Raw genomic sequence first — 19080 nt, 5'->3', positions numbered from 1 at the left:
GCGACGCAGTCTCTCGACATTCGGATTCGAAAGGGTTGAGCGTCCAGCGCGCGCTATAGGCGGCAGCTACTTCTTGGACGGCGCCTGCAGCTTGCCGGCGGGCCTCTCGGCTGCGAGCGCACGCTCCTCCTCCGTCGGTGGAAATCCGCCGGCCTCGGCGTCGGTTTCCAAAGGGGCGGCGGCAGGATCGGAGCCCACGACCGCATCACCCGACAGGCCCTTATCCAGCGGCGACGAAGCTGATCGGTCGTCGGCGTTTTCTTCTTCGTTTCGTTCATAGCGAGCCCTCTGAGGCGCCCGCGAGAATAAGTTTCACGAGTTCTCTCATTGCGTCCTCCATGTCCAAAAAGGACGTCGGCCGGAAGACATGTATAAGGCCGCGTCATCACGGCAAACGTGGCTACAAGGACTGGCCAGCGCCGCCACAGCGCCGACGTTGTGATGTCGGGCTGCGCCGCCGCAGCATGACCAGTCGGACAACCTGAGCCGCTGTCGCTGTTGGCGGCAGAATGCAAATTTTTTCAGCGTTCGCTGCCGCCTCGCAAGCAAAACGCGCCACGCGAATGGTTCCTCGTGAACGTTTCGCTTGCCTGCGTGTGTAACCGCGAACGCTCGCAAAAGCCTGCCGTCCCGAGCGACTAAGCGACTCGCGCCATACGGCTTGGCTGCAGGTGGCGCCTTCATTGCATCCGTTTGGCGCGAGGGCGTCGCTTGCGACGTCACCCGGTCCACAGAAGGGCCCCCAGCATCGCCGCTGTCCTGAACGTCTGCTTCGCAGGCGTTCAGGCAGCGGCTTTTTTCGTTTCTGGGGCGCGCGCAGGCGAGATGCAGATGAGGTTCGCGATGAAGAGAGCACAGTCCCAGCGATCGATGCGCCGACAGCCGCCATGGCGCGGCGCAAGATTGATAGTCGTGGCGGCCGCGCTCGTCGCGACCGGCGCGAGCGCCGCGCCCCGCAAGAACGCGCCGTCCGAGGCGACTGCGATACAACTTCAAGCGCCGCCGCCATCCCTCGCGCCGGTCGCGCCGCCTCCGCCGCCGCCGGCGCCCATGGGGGTCTTCGGCGCCGATATGCCGGCCGCCGGCAAACTCGTTTTCTCCATTACGCCCGTCTTCGCCAATCTGTCGGGCATCAAGATGGGAACGCGCACGGTCTCCAACGAATATATCGTCACGACGGTGCCGTTCTTTCTCAATCCCAAGCAGACTGTGCGCATTATTCCGCAAAACATTGCGGTCGCGACGCAAATTGCCGGACTGAGCTACGGCGTCACGAAAGATTTCGCAGTGGTTCTCACGGCCGGCATGATCGAGAAAAATCTCAACGCGCTAACCTTCAAGGGCGCGTCGGGCATTCTGCCGCTTGGCAGAAGTTTGCCGGGAACGACGAGCCTTGCCGACGTCACTTTGTCGGGCGTCTATCGCATCTATCAGGACGACGTCCACCGCATCCAGCTCTCTCTTGGCATCTCCTTGCCTGCCGGCAGCTACACGGCCACGTTCAAGGACTTTCTCCTGCCCGACGGTTCCCGCCGCAACGTCCGCGCGTTCTATGGGATGCAGCCCGGCACGGGCACATTCGATTTCCTACCGGGCATCGTCTATGCAGGCTATCTGGGGCCTTGGTCGTGGGGCCTCGGCTATCGCGGGCGCTTCCCTCTGGCCGCAAATTCACTGGGCTATTCCTCGGACTACCTGCTCGAATATCGCCTGCGCTTCCCGCTCGGCCCCACTCCTTCCGGGGGCTATCGCTGGGGCGATCTGCATGAATTCAACGCCTGGGGCGGCTACACCTGGACGCCTGGACTCACCACCACCTTCCGCGTGAGCGGTTCGACGCAGGGGCCGATTCGCGGCTTCGATCCGGAAATCCGCGGCCCCGCCGTGCCCGCCAATCCGGCCTTTTACGGCGGGCAGCGGCTCGAACTCTTCGGCGGCGCGACGATCAGCGGCAAATTTATCGGCTATGACAATGCGACGGTCGCGGTCGAGGCCGGTTTGCCCGTCTATCAGAATCTCAACGGTCCGCAGATCATGAAGAACTGGCAGGCGGGCATGTCGTTGCGGTTCAAGATATAACGTGCGTTGGTCGCGGCCCGGCGGGCGGATCGCGGAGACTTTCGGCGATGCGCCGCCGCTGGCGCGACCCACACATGCGCTCATTGGACGCCGTGAATTGAAGATCGTCATTGTCGACGAAAGTCCCATTCGCTCGCTGATCCTCGAGGAAGGACTGCGTGACGCCGGCTTCACGCAGGTCGAGCGCATCAGCGAAATGCACAATCTGCTGAAGCACATCTACGCCAGCGACCCTGACGTGATCCTGATTGATCTCGAGAATCCTTCGCGCGATACACTTGAACAAATGTTTCAGGTCAGTCGCGCCGTGCGTCGGCCGATCGCCATGTTTGTCGATCAGAGCGATACGGCGTCGATTCAAGCCTCGGTCGACGCTGGCGTCTCGGCCTATATCGTCGACGGATTGAAAAAGGAGCGCATCAAATCGATCCTCGATCTGTGCGTGTCGCGCTTCAACGCCTTCTCGAAGCTTCAGGATGATCTCGAGCAGGCCAAATCCGATCTCGAGGAGCGCAAGACGATCGAACGCGCCAAAGGCATATTGATGAAGGCGAAGAAGCTTTCCGAAGAAGACGCCTACAAATTGATGCGCGGCGCCGCCATGCGCGAAAACAAAAAGATTATCGAAATTGCACGCTCGGTCATCACTGCGGCGGAGATGTTTAAATGACCGGCGAAGCGCATGTGAAAATTGGCTTCATTCCGCTCGTCGACGCCGCCGCGCTGTTGATTGCCGCGCATAAGGGCTTCGCCAAGGCGGAAGGTCTCGACATCGAACTGATCCGCGAAGCGTCCTGGGCGAATATTAGAGACAAGCTCGCCATCGGCCGTTTCGATGCGGCGCATCTTCTGGCGCCAATGGCGGTCGCTTCCACGCTCGGACTGGGCCATGTGCGAGTCCCGCTTGTCGCGCCGATGAATCTCGCGATGAACGGCAATGCGATCGCGGTGTCCACAGCGCTTTATGCCGAACTCGCCGCGGAAGGCGAGGTCGCGCATCCGGCGCAAACCGCGCGCGCGCTCGCCAAGCTCGTCGCGCGGCGACGGGCCGAGGGACGTGAGCCTCTGACCTTCGGCATGACCTTTCCTTTTTCCATGCACAATTATCAGCTGCGCTACTGGATGGCGGAAGGCGGCGTCGATCCGGATGAAGACCTGCGGTTGATCGCTCTGCCGCCGCCCTACATGGTGGAAAATCTGGCGCGCGGCCAGCTCGACGGCTTTTGCGTCGGCGCGCCCTGGAGTTCTGTCGCGGTCGACGCTGGCGTTGGGGTCATTCTGCATTTCGGCTGCGAGATTTTCGCGTGCGCGCCCGAGAAAGTCCTCGCTCTGCGCGAAAGCTTCGCCGACGATGATCATAATCTCGTCGCCGCGCTGATCCGTGCGCTCGACAGGGGGGCCGCCTTCGTCGACGAGCCGCAAAACCTAGGCGAGGTTTCGCAAATTCTCTCGCGACCGGAATATGTCGGCGTCGACGCCGAGATCATCCGCCGCGTGCTCACGGGCAATTTGCGCGTTAAGGCGCGCGATGAACGAAGCGACGCCAATTACCTCATCATCGGAAGAGACGGCGCCATGCGGCCGGATCCACGGCAAGCCGAGTGGATCTATGCGCAAATGCTTCGCTGGGGGCAGACGCGCCATTCGCCAGAGTTGGCAGATCGCGCGAAGAGCGTCCTGCGCCCGGATCTTTTCGACGCCGCCATTGATTGCGCGCACATTCAGCGCGAAATCGGGGCCTTTGCGGGACCCTCTTTCGGCGGCCGCAGCTACGCGGACTATCTCGCCGGCTTCGATATCGGACAGCGTCTGTGAGCGCTGAACTGATGCTCAAAAGGGACAGCCGTTAGGCGCCTCGCGCCTAAGCATTCGGCGCCGCAAAATGCCGCCTGCTGCCGTTGGTCAGCGCCAAACGCCCGCATTCCTCAGGAAAAGCCACGCCGGCGCCTCTGGCCCGAAATGTGCAATCACCTCATCGGTCAACGACGACCGCCGGTCCGCCGGAACGAGCCCAAAGCTGGGCTCCGTCACAGAAGCGATTTCGCAATTTGCGTCGCGCTTCGGTCGTCTTGCCCGTTCTCATCACCCGTAAGGCAAAGCGACCTGTGACCGGACCGTTCGGCCGTTCAGCAGAGTCGACACATGACTGGATTGCAGGATTGTAAAAGTCGCGAGAAGCTTGTCGTCGTCGGGGCCGGCATGGCGGCCACGCGTTTCGTCGAGGAGCTAACGAACCGGGCGCCGGGTCGATACGACATTCTCGTGATCGGAGACGAACCGCGGCTTGCCTATAATCGCGTGCTGCTGTCTTCGGTGCTGGCCGGGGAATTGTCGGTCGACGACATCGAGCTCAAGCCCCGGCAATGGTGGCGCGCCGCCGGCGTCGAGGTCCTGAGCGGCCGCAAGGTCATGGAGATCGACGCCGCGGCGCGGCGCATCCTTCTCGATAATGGCGAGAGCGTCGACTATTCGAAAATCGCGCTCGCCACAGGTTCGCGCGCGGCAAGGCTGCCCATTGAAGGCGCTGATCTTCCGGGCGTTCACGTGTTTCGCGACGTCGAGGACGTCGACGCGCTGTCGCGGCTGGAAGGCAAAGGCGCGCGCGCGCTCGTCATCGGCGGCGGCCTTCTCGGACTGGAGGCGGCCTATGGCCTTGCGCGACGCGGCGTCGACGTGACGCTCGCCCATGTCATGGATCGGCTGATGGAGCGCCAACTCGATGCGGCCGGCGCCGACATCCTGCGCCGCCTCGTTGAAGAAAAAGGCGTGCGCGTGCTTCTCAACGCCAACGCGACGCGCATCAACGGTTCGGGCCGAGTCGAGAGTGTAGAGTTCGCCGACGGACAGATGATTCCGGTCGACGCCGTGATTTTCGCCGTCGGCATTCAGCCCAACGCAGACCTCGCGCGACAGGCCGCTCTTGACGTCGGGCGAGGCGTGAAGGTCGACGATGGTCTCGAGACAAGCGCGCCAAGCGTCTTCGCCATCGGCGAATGCGCCGAACATCGCGGCGTCTGTTACGGCCTCGTCGAGCCCGCCTATGAGCAGGGCCGCGTTCTCGCCATGCGACTCGCCGGACAAGACGCGTCCTATGGCGGCAGCGTCGTCTCCACCAATCTGAAAGTCTCCGGCGTGCGTGTTTTTTCGGCCGGCGATTATCTCGGCGAAAGCGATGCGCGCCGCATCGTCTGCAAGGACGCGCGCATGGGGATTTATCGCAAGCTTGTCGTGCGCGACGACAGGCTCGTTGGCGCGATCCTGGTAGGAGATACGAACGGAGCCGCAGATATTCTCGATCTCATCCGCTCCGGCGCGGACATTTCATCTATGCGCGACGAATTGATGTTCGGCGCGCCGATGCAAGAGGCGGCCTGACATGTCCGTCGATTTCACGCTCGACCAGAAGCGCTATCTCGAAGGCTTCGCAGCAGGCTTTTCCGCGCGCGGCGGACAAAAGACGCCGCCCGCGCAAGCGCAGCCGATGGGGCCGGACGCCGCGCATTTATCCGCGCAGGACCGCGTCACGACCACAGGCGGCAAGCTGACCGATCAGGAAAAATGGAAGCGCGAGGAGCATCCGTTCGACGCCTGGCCGCGCCTTGTCGCTCAAGCGAAAGAGAACGCGCCGCCAAAGCCCGCCGACAATTTCCGCTGGCGCTACTATGGGCTCTTCTATGTCGCGCCGGCGCAGGATTCCTATATGTGCCGGCTGCGCATTCCCAATGGCGCACTGACGCACTGGCAGTTCGCCGGGCTTGCCGATCTCGCGGAAAATTATGGCGGCGGCTATCTGCATGTGACGACGCGCGCCAATATCCAGATCCGCGAAATCGCGCCAAAAAACGCCACGAATATTTTGGAGGCGATTCAGGATCTGGGGCTCTGGAGCAAGGGCTCCGGCGCCGACAATATCCGCAACATCACCGGCACGCCGACCGCCGGCGTCGATCCGCAGGAACTCATCGACACGCGTTCTTATGCGCGCGCGATGCACCACCACATCCTCAACGACCGCTCGCTGTATGGTCTGCCGCGCAAATTCAACATCGCCTTTGACGGCGCGGGATTGATCGGCGCGCTGGAAGACACCAATGACATCGGCTTTCAGGCCATCGTCGTGAACGACGAGCATGGCGTCGCGCCGGGCGTTTATTTCCGCCTCGCGCTCGGCGGAATTACCGGTCACAAGGATTTCGCGCGCGATACGGGCGTGATCGTTTCGCCGGACGAGGCGGTGGAGGTCGCCGACAAGGTTCTGCGGGTCTTCATTGAACAAGGCGATCGCACCAACCGGGCGAAGGCGCGGCTCAAATATGTGCTCGACGCCTGGGGCTTCGACAAATTTCTCGCCGCCGTCGAAGACAAGCTCGGCCGCAAGCTGCTTCGCGTAGACGCGGCGGCGATCGCCGTCCGCCCGCGTCAGGATCGCGCCGCGCATATCGGCGTGCATCCGCAAAAGCAGCCGGGCTTCAATTGGATCGGCGTTGCGTTGCCGGTCGGTCGTATTACCCCCGAGCAGGCGCGCGGTCTCGCCGAGATCGCGCGCCAATTCGGCGATGGCGGACTGCGTCTCACCGTGTGGCAGAATGTGCTGATCACCGGCGTTAGCGACGCACAGATTGCCGAAGCTGTCGCGCGGGTTGAGGCTCTCGGTCTTTCGACGCAGGCCTCGCCGATTCGCGCCGGACTCGTCGCCTGCACGGGCAATTTCGGCTGCCGTTTCGCCGCCGCCGACACCAAGCGGCATGCGGAAGAAATCGCGGCCTATTGCGAGACGGCGGCGCCCATCGACACGCCGATCAACATTCATCTCACCGGCTGCCATCATTCATGCGCGCAGCATTACATCGGCGACATCGGACTGATCGGCGCGCGCGTGCCGGTGAATGACGAGGGCGACGCGGTCGAGGGCTATCACATTCTCGTCGGCGGCGGCTTCGCGGAAGACGCCGGCATTGCCGCCGAACTTTATCAAAATGTGAAAGCGGAAGAGGCGCCGGAAATGGTGGCGAAAATTCTTCGCGCCTATCGAAAGAACCGGGCGAACGCGGACGAAACCTTTGTCGGCTTCGCGCGCCGTCACGACATCGAGACGCTTCGCCGTCTCGCCAATGAGGAGAGCGTGGCGTGACCCATATGTCCTCTCCGCCTTTTCTCATTCCGCCGAACGCGCCTTTCACGCCCGAGCAGCGCGCCTGGCTCAGCGGCTTCTTTGCGGGCTTCGCCGCGCCCGATGACAGCTCGATCACGCCGCTCTCGCCAGAAGCCAACGCCGCCGTAATGGCTGGCGCCGATAGCGACGATGGCGAGGCGCCGTGGCATGACCAGACGCTGGCGCTCGAATCGCGCATGCAGCTCGCCCAAGGCCGTCCGCTGCGTCGCCGTCTGATGGCGGCCATGGCGCAACAGGACTGCGGCCAGTGTGGCTATAATTGCGAGACCTATGCGGACGCTCTCGCGGCGCGCCAGGAAGCGCGCCTCAATCTCTGCGCGCCCGGCGGCAAGGACACGGCGCGCATGGTGAAGGCGCTTGCGGCGGAGCTGGATCAGCCTTCGCCGGCGCCGACCGTTGTTGCGCAAGTTGAACCCACTATCGTTGCGGCGCCCGGCTGCTCGCGCGACAATCCGGCGCGCGCGACTTTCGCTTCTCGCCGTCGGCTGAACAAGGACGGCTCGGAAAAAGACACCTGGCATATCGAGTTCGATCTCGGCGCCAGCGAACTCAGCTACAAGGTCGGCGACAGTTTCGGCGTGTTTCCCAAAAATGATCTCGGCCTCGTCGACCAGATCATCGCCATGCTTGGCGCCTCGCATGTAACGCCCGTGCGTAACTCAACTCTGCGCGAAGCATTGCTAAGCGAGGTTTCGCTATCTCCGGCGCCTGATGCGCTTTTCGAGTTGATCTCCTTCATTACCGGCGGCGGACAGCGTGAAAAAGCGCGTTTGCTGGCGCAAGGCAAAGATCCTGACGGCGATGCGGCAACGCTCGACGTGCTCTCCGTGCTGCAGAAATTTCCAGGCGCCCGGCCACATCCGGAAGCCTTTGTCGAAGCGCTGGAGCCGCTGCAGCCGCGCCTTTACTCCATCTCCTCGTCCCCCAAGGCGACGCCGGGACGTCTGTCGCTGACGGTCGACGCGGTTCGATATGTCGTCGGCAAGCGCAGGCGTCTTGGCGTCGCCTCGACCTTTCTCGCCGAGCGCATCGCGCCGGGCGACAGCCTTCCGGTCTATGTGCAATCCGCGCATGGCTTCGCCCTGCCAGATGATCCCGCGACCCCGATCATCATGATCGGGCCTGGCACCGGCGTTGCGCCATTTCGCGCCTTTCTGCATGAGCGCGCGGCGACCCGCGCGCCCGGCAGGAACTGGCTCTTCTTTGGACACCAGCGTTCGGCCTGCGATTTTTTCTACGCCGAGGAATTCGAAACGATGAAGGCGACAAATCTGCTCACGCGTCTGTCGCTCGCCTGGTCGCGTGATGGCGCGGAAAAATTCTATGTGCAGGACCGCATGCGCCAGTCCGGCCGTGAATTATGGGCGTGGCTTGCGGAAGGCGCGCATTTTTACGTCTGCGGCGATGCGCAGCGCATGGCCAAGGACGTCGAACGCGCGCTTGTCGACGTCGTCGCCGAATTCGGCGCCCGCAACGCCGATGAAGCGGTCGCCTTCGTCGCGCAGCTCAAGAAGAGCGGGCGCTATCAACAGGACGTCTATTGAGGCCGCTCATGCTCGATGAAGTCCTGACGCCCATGCCGCTTGAAAATCCGCACAGCAGCATAGCGCCTGTTCAGGCGACGACGACGCGCTCGACCTGCCCCTATTGCGGGGTCGGCTGCGGCGTGCTCGCGTCCGCAAATGGCGCCGACGTGACTGGCGATCCGGCCCATCCTGCAAATTTCGGCCGGCTCTGTTCTAAGGGTTCAGCTCTCGGCGAAACGCTCGGGCTGGAGGGGCGCCTTCTCTATCCGATGCGCCGTCAGTCTGACGGCGCCTTCGCGTGCGTGAGTTGGAATACGGCGCTGGACCAGGCCGCGGACGGATTTCGCCGCATCGTCGAGGAGCACGGTCCCGACGCCGTCGCCGTCTATCTCTCCGGTCAACTGCTGACCGAGGACTATTATGTCGCCAATAAGCTGATGAAGGGCTTCATCGGCTCCGCCAACGTCGACACCAATTCGCGCCTGTGCATGGCCTCAACGGTCGCGGGCCACAAGCGCGCCTTCGGCGCCGACGTCGTGCCGGGCTGTTACGAGGATCTGGACGAAGCCGACCTCATCGTGCTCGTCGGCTCCAACGCCGCCTGGTGTCATCCCATTCTGTTCCAGCGCATCATGCGCAACAAGGAGGAGCGCGGCGCCAAGCTCGTCGTCATCGACACGCGCCGCACGCCGACGGCCGAAAGCGCCGACTTGTTTCTGCAGATCGCGCCGGGCGCGGATCAGGCGCTGTTTTGCGGACTGCTTGTCTATCTCGCGAAAGTCGGCGCCTTCGACGCCGACTACATTCGCCAATACACAACCGGTTTCGAAAGCGCTCTGACCGCGGCCCGGAACATTGCGCCGTCGATCGAAGCGACTGCAATGTCGACGCAGCTGCGTGAGGTCGATATTGCGGCCTTCTTCGAACTCTTCGCGCGAACGACGCGCACCGTGACCGCCTTCTCGCAGGGCGTCAATCAATCGGCGCAGGGAACGGACAAAGTCAACGCGATCATCAATTGCCATCTCGCGACGGGCCGCGTCGGCAAGTCCGGCGCGTCGCCCTTTTCGCTCACGGGTCAGCCCAACGCCATGGGTGGGCGCGAAGTCGGCGGGCTCGCCAACAGCCTCGCCGCCCATATGGGCTTCGACGCGGACAGCATCGACCGCGTTCGCCGCTTCTGGAATGCGCCGCGCATGGCGGCGCGTGACGGATTGAAGGCGGTGCAGATGTTCGACGCCATCGCGCGCGGCGACATCAAGGCGCTGTGGGTCGTCGGAACCAATCCGGCGGCGTCGCTTCCAAACGCCAATGCCGCGCGCGCCGCTCTCGGCAAGCTCGAACTCTTCATCGTCTCCGATAATGTGACGTCGAACGACACGATCAATAGCGGCGCGCATTTGCTCCTGCCGGCGCAGGCGTGGGGCGAAAAGAGTGGCGCGGTGACGAATTCGGAGCGCCGAATCTCGCGTCAGCGCGCCTTTATGCCTGCTCCGGGAGAAACGCGCGCCGACTGGGCGATCTTCGCGGATGTCGCGCGACGCATGGGCTTTGCAGGCTTCGACTACCTTTCCTCCGCCGACGTCTTTCGCGAACACGCCGCCCTCTCGGCGTTCGAGAATAATGGCGCGCGCGCTTTCAATATCGGCGGGCTGGCGCGGCTGAGCGACGCTGAATATGACGCGCTCGAGCCGACGCAGTGGCCAATCCGCGATGGCGACGGCAAGGGCCGCGCGCGCCTCTTCGCCGACGGCGCGTTCTTCTCGCAGGGCAGACGAGCCACATTCATCGCGCCGGCGAAGCCGACGTTGGCGACCACATTGACGAACGACTTCCCGCTCCGGCTCAACACCGGCCGCATCCGCGATCAGTGGCACACGATGACGCGCACGGGCGCGAGCCCCCGCCTTGCGCGGCATCTTCCTGAACCCTTCCTGGAGATCAATCCGTCGGACGCTGAGCGCTTTGCCGTAGAGGATGGCGGATTCGCTCGCGTCGTGACGCCCTATGGAAGCTGCGTCTTGCGCGCGGTGGCGACGGATCGTCAGCCCGCCGGGCATGTTTTCGCGCCGATCCACTGGACCGATGAAACCGCCGAGGATGCGCGCATTGGCGCGCTCGTCGCGCCCTTCGTCGACCCCTTCTCGGGTCAGCCGGAATCCAAGGCGACGCCCGCCGCCGTCACGCCGCTACGCTTTGCGCGCCAGGGCTTCCTCCTCTCGCGCGGCTCGATCACGCTGCCCGAGGGCGTATGGTGGGCGCGAATCGCCGTCGCCAATGGCTACGGCTACCGCGTCGCCGCCGACCTGTCAGATGACGACTGGACAGACATCATCCGCGCCGCTGCGGCGAGCGAAGATGTCGCACAATTGATCGATGAGACGAAGAGCCGCTTTTCGGGCGCCGCCTTCGTCGAGGACCGCGCAACGCTCATCTGGGCTTTGTCTCCCGTTGCACAATCCTGGGACCTGGCGCTCGAACTCTTCGCCCGCGATCGTCTCGATCAGTCAGAGCGACTGTCGCTGTTGTCCGGTCGCTCGGGCCGACAACTGACGGATGACGGTCCGCTCGTCTGTTCATGCTTTAGCGTCGGCCAAAAGCAAATCGAAGCCGCAATCCAGCAAGGCTGCCGCTCGGCGCCCGACGTCGGCAAGGCCACCCGCGCAGGCTCCAATTGCGGCTCCTGCCGACCGGAAATTCAACGTCTCATCAAAATTTCTCTCGCCGCCAAGTCTGCGATGGATTTGGCGCGAGAGGATCCAACACGCATGAAAGAAGGAGCATCTGATGAAACTGTCGGATTTTAAAAAGGCCGGTCATTGGCCGACGCTGCTTGCGGCCTTCCTCTACTTTGATATCAGCTTCATGGCCTGGGTCTCGCTCGGGCCGTTGATGATCTACATCGCCAAAGACATGCCGATTTCCGTCGAGGACAAACTCTCGCTTGTCGCGATTCCGGTTCTCGGCGGCGCATTCTTCCGCGTTCCGCTCGGCCTCCTCGCCGACGCGATCGGCCCGAAGATGACGGGAATCCTCGCGCAGGCGATCGTGATGTTCGCCGTATCTCTGGTGTGCGTCTTTGGCCTGAGCAGCTCGATCGCCATCGCGCTATTCGGCTTGTCCCTCGGCGTCGCCGGCGCCTCCTTCGCCGTCGCCTTGCCGCAGGCCGGCCGCTGGTATCCGCCGCAATACCAGGGTCTGGTGATGGGCATCGCCGGCGCCGGCAATATGGGGGTCGTGCTCGACACGCTTTTTGCGCCGTCGATCGCCGAGGCCTACGGATGGCAGGCCGTTTATGGCGTGCTGCTCGCGCTGATGGTTCTGGTGCTGCTCATTTATTCGCTGGCCGCTAAGGACGCGCCCGGCGGCAAAACGACGATCGCTCTTGGCGACTACGGCAGAATGCTCGCGGACTCCGACAGCCGCTGGTTCATGTTTTTCTACTTCATCACCTTCGGCGGCTTCGTTGGTCTCGCTTCGGCGCTTCCGCTCTATTTCACGACGCAGTATCACGCCACAGGAGTCGCCGCGGGCCTCATGGTGGCGCTGATCGTCGCCTTCGGTTCGGGTTTCAGGCCCGTCGGCGGCTATATCGCGGACCGCATCGGCGGGGTGAAGACGTTGTGCTTCCTCTTCGTTCTCGTTTCCGCCTGCTATTTCGCCGTCGCCTTTCTGCCGGCGGGACCGGCCCCGGCGAAAGGCGTTGCGGGATGGGGTCTGATGCAGCTGCCGCCCGTCGCCTTTGCAGCGGTGGCGCTGTTCTCTGTCGGCGTGCTATCGCTCGGCATGGGCAATGGCGCGGTGTTTCAATTGCTGCCGCAGCGGTTCCGCCGGGAGATCGGCGCGATGACGGGCCTCGTCGGCGCCGCGGGTGGGTTTGGCGGATTTTTCCTCGCCAAGACGCTCGCTTACTCCAAAGGAGCGACGGGCGGCTTCACCGCCGGGTTCGTCTTCTTCGGTTTCCTTGCGCTGCTCGGTCTCGTCGGTTTGATCTTCGTTAAGACGCGCTGGCGCACGACCTGGGGCGCCGTTTCCGGCGCGCGAATCTGAGCTGAGGAACAGCCGTGTCGGTCCGCGTCGTTCATGATCTTCGAATCGAAGCGGGCTTTGCGACGCAAAAAGGCCGACGGCCCGACAACCAGGACTATGTCGCATTTTGCCTGGGTTCAGGCGGCGCCGGTGCCTTGCAGGGCGTCGTCGCCGCCGTCGCCGATGGCGTCGGCGGCCACAAGGGCGGGCGCGCGGCGGCTGAAACCGCCGTCCGCGCCTTCATCGACGGCTACTATGCGCAGCCGGAGACTTTGGGCGTCAGTCGCGCCGCCGCCCGCTCGCTCGAAGCGGCGAACAGCTGGATCGCCGCTCAGTCGAGAGTCGATCCTTCATTGGAAGGCATGGCGACGACGTTCAGCGCGCTGATCTTGTCGCGCCGAACGGCCTTTATTCTCCATGTTGGCGATACGCGCGTCTACCGACTCGCTGGCGCCAGCCTCGAAAGACTGACGAAAGATCACACCTTAGGTCGCGGTGATTTCGCGCATGCGCTCCTTCGCGCGGTCGGCTTCGACGATGCGCTTCTATTCGACCAAGGAATGCATAGTCTCAATGTGCATGATCGATTTCTGCTGTGTTCGGACGGCGTTCATGGCGTGTTGCCAGACGCGAAGCTTCGTGCGCTGCTCGCCGAAAGGGGCGGGCCGCAGGAAACGTCGGAGAGGATTGTTCAGACGGCGCTCGACACGGGCAGCCATGACAATGTCACTGCGCTTGTCGTTGACGTCGTCGATGTGCCGCCCGCCGACGAGCGCGCCCTGTCGCGCGCCTTCGCAGCCTTACGGATTGGCGAGCTGCCGGCGATCGGAGATCTTGTCGATGATTTTCGAATTGACGACCTTCTCTCCGAAGGGCGCTACAGTCGGCTGATGCGGGCGACGGATACGCAGAACGGAAAAGCGGTCGTTTTGAAATTTCCGCATCCGCGCGTCGCCAATGACGCAGCCTACCGGCTCGCCTTCGTCAATGAAGCCTGGGTTGCTGCGCGGGTGAGAAGTCCGTTCATCGGCGAAGTTGTCGAACTGCACCCGGGCAGACAAAGCCGGCTGTATTCGGTGATGCCATATTACGATGGCGAGACGTTGGAGCGGCGGCTGCGGCGCGAACCGCGCATCGACCTTGCTGAGGGCGCCTCGATCGCCACGCGCCTGTCGCGCGCCATCGCGACCCTGCACCGCTGCGGCGTCATCCATCGCGACATCAAACCGGATAACATTATATTGCTCAAGGATGGCGGGCTGCGTCTCGTCGATCTCGGCGTCTGTCGTGCGCCGAATCTTGAGAATTTGCCGGAAGCGCATGCGCCAGGCACGCCGAGCTATATGGCCCCGGAGCTTTTCGACGGCGCCGCCGGCGACGAAGCGTCGGATCTTTATGCGCTCGGCGTGACGGTCTATCGCATGTTCAGCCGTTGCTATCCTTACGGCGAAATCGAGCCCTTCAGCCGACCTCGCTTCACCAGGCCGCCGCCGCTCGCCCACAAGAGACCCGACCTTCCGTCCTGGCTCGACGCCGCCATCGTCAAAGCGATCGCCGTCGAGCGCACCGATCGTTTCGGCGACGTGTTGGAGTTTGCCTTCGAGCTTGAAAACGGCTCGGCGCGCGCGCAGCCGTTGACGCTGCGCAAAAAATCCCTCTACGAACGCAACCCTGTCGTGTTCTGGCAGACGCTCTGTTTGCTGCTGGCGCTCTTGTTGGCGGTCGCGCTTTTCTATCGCTAGGGGCGGCGTAGGGAATCTCCTTGAGCCGGGCGCTCCCGGCGCTCAAGGCTTGTGCGTCGGCGCACAGCGCCAGCGCGCGTCTCTCCTTAACTTCTGATTAACGCAGAAGGGAGAACGTCATGGGACCGATCATCACGACAGGCATTTTCGGAGTCGTCGCCATCGCATTGGCCACCGAAGCGCTCAACATCGCCATGGCCCTTGGCGAATTCAGTCACGTCGCCACCTATAATGCGGGGCTCTTCTGACGCTTCGCGGTCGCGCGCAGTCGGCTCTGGCCGACGCGCAGAACACAATCTTCATCGATCGCGGCCGAGCGTCGGGAAGAAACCTTTACCAACATGCCTCGCGGCGACGTCGCCCAGAAGATCGCGCCACATACGATAGGGATCATTGAAAACGCCTTCTCCGAGATCCCTATCGGCGAGAGCCGCAGCCAAACACGCCATGGCCTGAGGCAGATCATGCGCATTCTCGAGATAGAGAAGCCGCGTTCCGACCGATTCTTCGCCCATCAACGACATGGCGGCTGCGATTTCAATATTGTCGCGGCGCCCAAAGGCCACGCCGCAAACGCAGACGAGACAGGTCTCCCAAACGGCCGGGTCAGTCTCGTCGATGAAGCCGTGCAAGCCTCTGACGATGGATGCGTAGACCGCCTCTCCCACTGCGGTGATAATCTTTTCAAGTTCGACCTGAACCTTTTCGAGAGCTTCCGGGAGCTCCGCAGGCGTCGCCATCTGACCTGCGGCCCAGTTGACTGAGAGCTGAAGCAGCTGACCGAGAACGATTTGCGCGGGAGACACAAGTTCGGCGGGCAGCTCGCGCGACAGACGCGAGACGGCCTCCTCCAGCGCCCTATTCAGGCGGACAGCCGCAAGCCGTGCGGACTCAAGGTCCTTCCCACGCACCAGGCGCGCCCAGGTTCCCTGGACGCCGATGACCGCATGCATCAGCGACTTGACCTGCGAAAGCCACGGCGTCGGCGGATAGGATTTTACGACTGCGCCATGCTCAATACGCCAGATTTCGCCGGTCCCGATCAATGTGATCGCAGAGACCGGCGTCGATGCGAACACCTCGTCGCGATTTGCGCCGTAAAGCGTTCGGAAGGTGGCGTTGATCTCGCTGAACGGATCGCTTTGCATAGATTTCAGTCTCCCAATATCCGACATCCATCAACAAGACAGCGCGCATCGCGTCGCGCGGCCGCAATCTCAACGTCCAACCATTTACCTGGTAACATAGCGCCAAGGGCAATCCAAAGATTACCAAGGAAACGCCCATTGGCGCGGCGATTGCGACGTCGTCATTTCCAGAACGGGCGGGTCTGTTCGAGATCTTTCCAGAGCGCCTTGGCGCCGATCCATCCCAATTCAGCGCGCGCCTGACTCGCCCCGATCATCCAGCCGATGGCGCGCTGTACCGATGGAGCTTCGGCGCCGGGAACATCCGTTCCCGTGAACATGGCTTTCATTGTCGCGGCGTCGTTGAGGTCGCCAAACACGGTCTGCAGCTTCTTAAGATGCTTCAAGAAAGGATCGATTCGTTTCGCCGGATATAAGGAGCAAAAGAACTCGACTGCATAGCGCAGCTTTTTGAGCTCTTTGCGCAGCTCGTGGCGCTGTTCAACGGTCAGCGTCGCAAGTCCCTGAGCATGCTTAGCGGTCTTCTTCCAGCGCTTGTTGAGAGACTGGCGCGCTAAGGCCGCAATTGGCGCCGCCAGCCGCTCGGTCTGGCCGAAATCTTGCGCGACAAGCCAGCCACGCGTCTCCACGAACCGCGCAAGATCAATGAGGAACGCCTGCACGCGCGCGCCGGCAAGAAGCTTGCGCAGCTGCTCGCGCCGTTCTCGCGCCTGCCGCAAGACCACATCGGCGAGGGCTGAAAGTCCGGGCTCGTCGGGATGAGTTTCGGCTTCCCGCCGCGCCATGTCGTTCGCCACCACATCGAGATCCCTCAGGCTCCCGACCTCCCGGCCAAGCCAACGCGCTTCGCCGTCGAGCCGTTTCATCACCGCGTTTCCCAACACGGAAGCATAGACCGAGAATGCGCTGCGCAACCGCCGCAGGCCGACCCTCAGCTGATGCGGTCCTTCGTCGTCGTCCAGCTGGCGAACGACGAGCACATTCGTGGCGATCTGATCGAGGCATTCGCGCAAGACGTCACGCGCCGCTTGCTCGGCGGTTTGCGCCGGATCGAGCAAAATATCTTGAGCATTGCGGGGCGCGAGCGGCTGATCGATCCGCCCCTCTTCGGCTAACAAATAGCCGCGGGCGGCCTTGGATAGTCGGGAGAACTGCAACCCGCCATCGGGAACCAGGATGAGCGCAATGTCGAACAGTCCGCTTGCGTTGCCTGCGAGGAGTTCGATTTCCAATTCGGAGAGTTCAGCGGAGCGTTCGCCGGCCCGAACTTCGCCAATGTCGAGCGCGAGCTCCGCGCGCGTCCCGTCCGAAAGCGTCAGCTCGCTCGTCCTGCGCGTGATCACCGTCTCGCAAACGGGCTGAAGCGGGGCGCCGTTGACGCGGTCAACGATCTCCTCCCGAATCGATGAGTCAGAAATTGCATCGAGACACAGGCGTCCGCCAGGCGCCGGGTTCTCTACCTCGCCGACCTGCGAAAGGCCGCCATGCAATGTCGCCCTGGTTTTTACGCCCTGAATCCACCGCCGCCCATCGCGCCTGAGCCTCAGCGCAATTCCCGCTTTGTTCAGTGCGTGCTCGGGCGTATCGAGATAAATGCTTCTGAGCGTTCTCGTTACAGGAGCGCCGTGAGCCAGCTTCGACGCCTTCACGCGCGCCCAAATCTCACTCGACATCTTCTTGTCCAGCAAGAGTTTTAGCTCGATCTCGCTCATGTGACGAATTTATATCATTTTTGTAGCGGCGCGTAGCGATCGACAGGCGCTACCGCGGCGGGTCGGTCCGGAGCGACTATGGCTGTGTTTGGTCGGACCCTTTTTTCTGCTTCTTTTTCTTCAGCACGATCGTCAGCTTATCGCCTCTTTTTGACACCTCTACAGATTTCAACAGGCTCTCTCCAAGAGAGATGCTGCCGCCGACAGCCTCAATCCACTGCTGCAAAATTTCCGCTTCGGTTTTTTCGCTATCTGTCATGTCGTCCTCTTGAACCCGTGACTTTGCATCGAATTGATGGTCTGAGCCAAGTGTGCATCGGCCACGATCGATTACAGACTCAAGTTATTCGCCTGACGAAGCAGAATGGCAACGTCATAAATGGCGAGAACCGCAGCTTGGTCCACTTGTTTTCGGGTGACCGCTATAAAAGCGCCTACCGTCAAATCTCGTATTGTCGCCTCGGGGCGATCGCCATGTACGTGGGCGAGCAGCTTCTCGCCACAAAATCCTTCGGAGGCGCGGCGAATAAACCGCGCCGCGATTGAACGGCGTTCAGCGCTAAACATTCTCGCAGGACCAGGTTCGTCGAACTCCGGTTCCCGTGTTACCAAACATTAATGATAACATCGGATTGAACAAAGTTCCTGGATTGCATGTACGCTTCATCTAGAAACACGCGTACGTTCCGGCAAGCGTCGCCTGACCACCACGTTTTGAATAGATTGAGCAGGAGCCGCCCTTCAAGGCCGAGAGGACCTCTTCAGCTTTAGGTCGGTGATCGCGCCTATGCGTGCTCTCCCTGCGCAGCAGAAAACCCCGCCGACTCGGCGCCGGCGGGGCGAAAATTTCCGGGTTTTGAAAGCCGCATCGCTATCGCCTTTCGGTTACGCTCTCATGACGGGCGAGTTCTACCTCTCGCCAATGGGTGTGTCGCGGCGGCGGGGTTGCTGCTGTGCGAGTCGCGCGCCGCCTCAGCGGCGCGTGCGAGTTCGTCCGCCGATGTTGGGCTAGTTTGGCGCCTGCCAATTCGCGATCCGATCGCGACCTGCGGCTTTGGCGGCGTGCAATGCCTGGTCGGCGCGCTCGATCGATTGCTCGACCGGAACGGATGGGTCGAGGAGCGCAAGCCCGAAGGAAGCCGTTACTGTGAGCGGCAAATAGCCTTCGACGAAGAATTCCCTGTCCGATAAGCCTTTTCGTAACTGCTCTGCGATTGCGCGACCCTGTTCCAGGTCCGCATCCGCGGCGCAGTAGAGGAACTTCTCGCCTCCAAAGCGAAAAAACTCATCATGGGGGCGCAAGTGGGACATCACGAATTCTGCGTATTGCACGAGAAATTCATCGCCGAGCGTGTGGCCGTATGTGTCGTTCACCTCCCTGAAGTGATCCAGATCCATCATCGCGAGACATGTGGGTCTCGGCGCGAGGGCCTGCCGCTCGCTCAACGCCGTCAACATCGCGATATGGTTCCCTGCGCCCGTCAACGGATCGCGATTACGAAGCGCATCCTCGAGTTCGTGCTTGATGGTCACTAATTGGGCGCGAACCTGCTTGAGGGCCGACAGGAATAATTCATAGTCGTCGAGAGGAATGGACCGGTGCTCCGACGCGGTTCGCAGCATGATTGCCGCGTGCCGGTGCATAAGCTCATGCGCGAGCAAAATCTGGGA

At 62.3% G+C, this 19080-nt stretch carries 15 protein-coding genes; 10 read left to right on the top strand and 5 right to left on the bottom strand.

All coding sequences use genetic code 11. The annotated features are described in order from the left end of the window. Positions 1 to 66: 66 nt before the first annotated feature. Positions 67 to 198 carry a hypothetical protein gene (locus IYW40_RS22045; RefSeq protein ID WP_281432858.1) on the bottom strand — a complete coding sequence of 44 codons (132 nt, stop codon included), beginning with the start codon at positions 196 to 198 and terminating at the stop codon, positions 67 to 69. A 714-nt stretch (positions 199 to 912) separates the two neighbouring features. On the opposite strand from IYW40_RS22045, the gene IYW40_RS03325 reads away from it, so the two are divergent. The 10 genes from IYW40_RS03325 to IYW40_RS22030 all read left to right on the top strand — a co-directional run bounded on the left by IYW40_RS03325 (position 913) and on the right by IYW40_RS22030 (position 14797). After that, on the top strand, positions 913 to 2079 hold the full coding sequence (locus tag IYW40_RS03325) for an alpha-amylase (RefSeq protein ID WP_348644223.1): 1167 nt from the start codon (positions 913 to 915) through the stop codon (positions 2077 to 2079). Between the two features lie 97 nt (positions 2080 to 2176). Beyond that, a complete protein-coding gene (locus IYW40_RS03320; RefSeq protein WP_173370421.1) occupies positions 2177 to 2749 on the top strand; it encodes an ANTAR domain-containing protein in 573 nt (190 codons plus the stop codon). After that, positions 2746 to 3894 carry a CmpA/NrtA family ABC transporter substrate-binding protein gene (locus IYW40_RS03315; RefSeq protein WP_196399367.1) on the top strand — a complete coding sequence of 383 codons (1149 nt, stop codon included), beginning with the start codon at positions 2746 to 2748 and terminating at the stop codon, positions 3892 to 3894. Before IYW40_RS03320 ends, IYW40_RS03315 begins: the two co-directional genes overlap by 4 nt. A 327-nt stretch (positions 3895 to 4221) precedes the next feature. Next, on the top strand, positions 4222 to 5454 hold the full coding sequence (locus IYW40_RS03310; RefSeq protein ID WP_196399366.1) for an FAD-dependent oxidoreductase: 1233 nt from the start codon (positions 4222 to 4224) through the stop codon (positions 5452 to 5454). A gap of 1 nt (position 5455) precedes the next feature. Continuing rightward, complete coding sequence (locus tag IYW40_RS03305) at positions 5456 to 7210, top strand: NirA family protein (RefSeq protein ID WP_196399365.1); 1755 nt, start codon at positions 5456 to 5458, stop codon at positions 7208 to 7210. Beyond that, positions 7207 to 8796, top strand: coding sequence for a sulfite reductase subunit alpha (locus IYW40_RS03300; RefSeq protein ID WP_196399364.1), 1590 nt, complete (start codon positions 7207 to 7209; stop codon positions 8794 to 8796). Before IYW40_RS03305 ends, IYW40_RS03300 begins: the two co-directional genes overlap by 4 nt. 32 nt (positions 8797 to 8828) lie before the next feature. Beyond that, positions 8829 to 11585, top strand: a complete 2757-nt coding sequence (locus IYW40_RS03295; protein WP_246720613.1) for a nitrate reductase — start codon at positions 8829 to 8831, stop codon at positions 11583 to 11585. Next, positions 11566 to 12828: an MFS transporter gene (locus tag IYW40_RS03290; protein WP_196399362.1), complete on the top strand. Its 1263-nt coding sequence runs from the start codon at positions 11566 to 11568 to the stop codon at positions 12826 to 12828. The genes IYW40_RS03295 and IYW40_RS03290 overlap by 20 nt, the downstream gene beginning before the upstream one ends. Positions 12829 to 12842: 14 nt before the next feature. Further along, complete coding sequence (locus tag IYW40_RS22200) at positions 12843 to 14549, top strand: protein kinase (RefSeq protein WP_196399361.1); 1707 nt, start codon at positions 12843 to 12845, stop codon at positions 14547 to 14549. Between the two features lie 119 nt (positions 14550 to 14668). After that, positions 14669 to 14797: a hypothetical protein gene (locus IYW40_RS22030; protein ID WP_281432857.1), complete on the top strand. Its 129-nt coding sequence runs from the start codon at positions 14669 to 14671 to the stop codon at positions 14795 to 14797. Positions 14798 to 14848: 51 nt separating this feature from the next. Here the strand turns inward: IYW40_RS22030 and IYW40_RS03280 are convergent, their stop codons facing one another. From IYW40_RS03280 to IYW40_RS03260, 4 genes are all read right to left on the bottom strand, one after another. After that, complete coding sequence (locus IYW40_RS03280) at positions 14849 to 15697, bottom strand: hypothetical protein (protein ID WP_246720607.1); 849 nt, start codon at positions 15695 to 15697, stop codon at positions 14849 to 14851. A gap of 161 nt (positions 15698 to 15858) precedes the next feature. Continuing rightward, positions 15859 to 17409, bottom strand: a complete 1551-nt coding sequence (locus tag IYW40_RS03275; protein ID WP_196399359.1) for a CHAD domain-containing protein — start codon at positions 17407 to 17409, stop codon at positions 15859 to 15861. 76 nt (positions 17410 to 17485) lie between these two features. Continuing rightward, positions 17486 to 17668: a hypothetical protein gene (locus IYW40_RS03270; protein WP_196399358.1), complete on the bottom strand. Its 183-nt coding sequence runs from the start codon at positions 17666 to 17668 to the stop codon at positions 17486 to 17488. 749 nt (positions 17669 to 18417) lie between these two features. Then, a complete protein-coding gene (locus IYW40_RS03260) occupies positions 18418 to 19032 on the bottom strand; it encodes a diguanylate cyclase (RefSeq protein WP_246720611.1) in 615 nt (204 codons plus the stop codon). Between the last annotated feature and the right edge of the window lie 48 nt (positions 19033 to 19080).

This window comes from Methylocystis sp. H4A (genome assembly GCF_015709545.1).
Taxonomy (GTDB): Bacteria; Pseudomonadota; Alphaproteobacteria; order Rhizobiales; family Beijerinckiaceae; genus Methylocystis; species Methylocystis silviterrae.
This window is presented reverse-complemented; position numbering and strand designations above follow the sequence as displayed.

Coding starts and splice junctions, on each gene's coding strand:
- IYW40_RS03315 (WP_196399367.1), top strand. CDS start 2,746: ATGACCGGCGAAGCGCATGTGAAAATTGGCTTCATTCCGCTCGTCGAC.
- IYW40_RS03310 (WP_196399366.1), top strand. CDS start 4,222: ATGACTGGATTGCAGGATTGTAAAAGTCGCGAGAAGCTTGTCGTCGTC.
- IYW40_RS03305 (WP_196399365.1), top strand. CDS start 5,456: ATGTCCGTCGATTTCACGCTCGACCAGAAGCGCTATCTCGAAGGCTTC.
- IYW40_RS03295 (WP_246720613.1), top strand. CDS start 8,829: ATGCCGCTTGAAAATCCGCACAGCAGCATAGCGCCTGTTCAGGCGACG.
- IYW40_RS03290 (WP_196399362.1), top strand. CDS start 11,566: ATGAAACTGTCGGATTTTAAAAAGGCCGGTCATTGGCCGACGCTGCTT.
- IYW40_RS22030 (WP_281432857.1), top strand. CDS start 14,669: ATGGGACCGATCATCACGACAGGCATTTTCGGAGTCGTCGCCATCGCA.
- IYW40_RS03280 (WP_246720607.1), bottom strand. CDS start 15,697: ATGCAAAGCGATCCGTTCAGCGAGATCAACGCCACCTTCCGAACGCTT.
- IYW40_RS03275 (WP_196399359.1), bottom strand. CDS start 17,409: ATGAGCGAGATCGAGCTAAAACTCTTGCTGGACAAGAAGATGTCGAGT.
- IYW40_RS03270 (WP_196399358.1), bottom strand. CDS start 17,668: ATGACAGATAGCGAAAAAACCGAAGCGGAAATTTTGCAGCAGTGGATT.
- IYW40_RS03260 (WP_246720611.1), bottom strand. CDS start 19,032: ATGCTGCGAACCGCGTCGGAGCACCGGTCCATTCCTCTCGACGACTAT.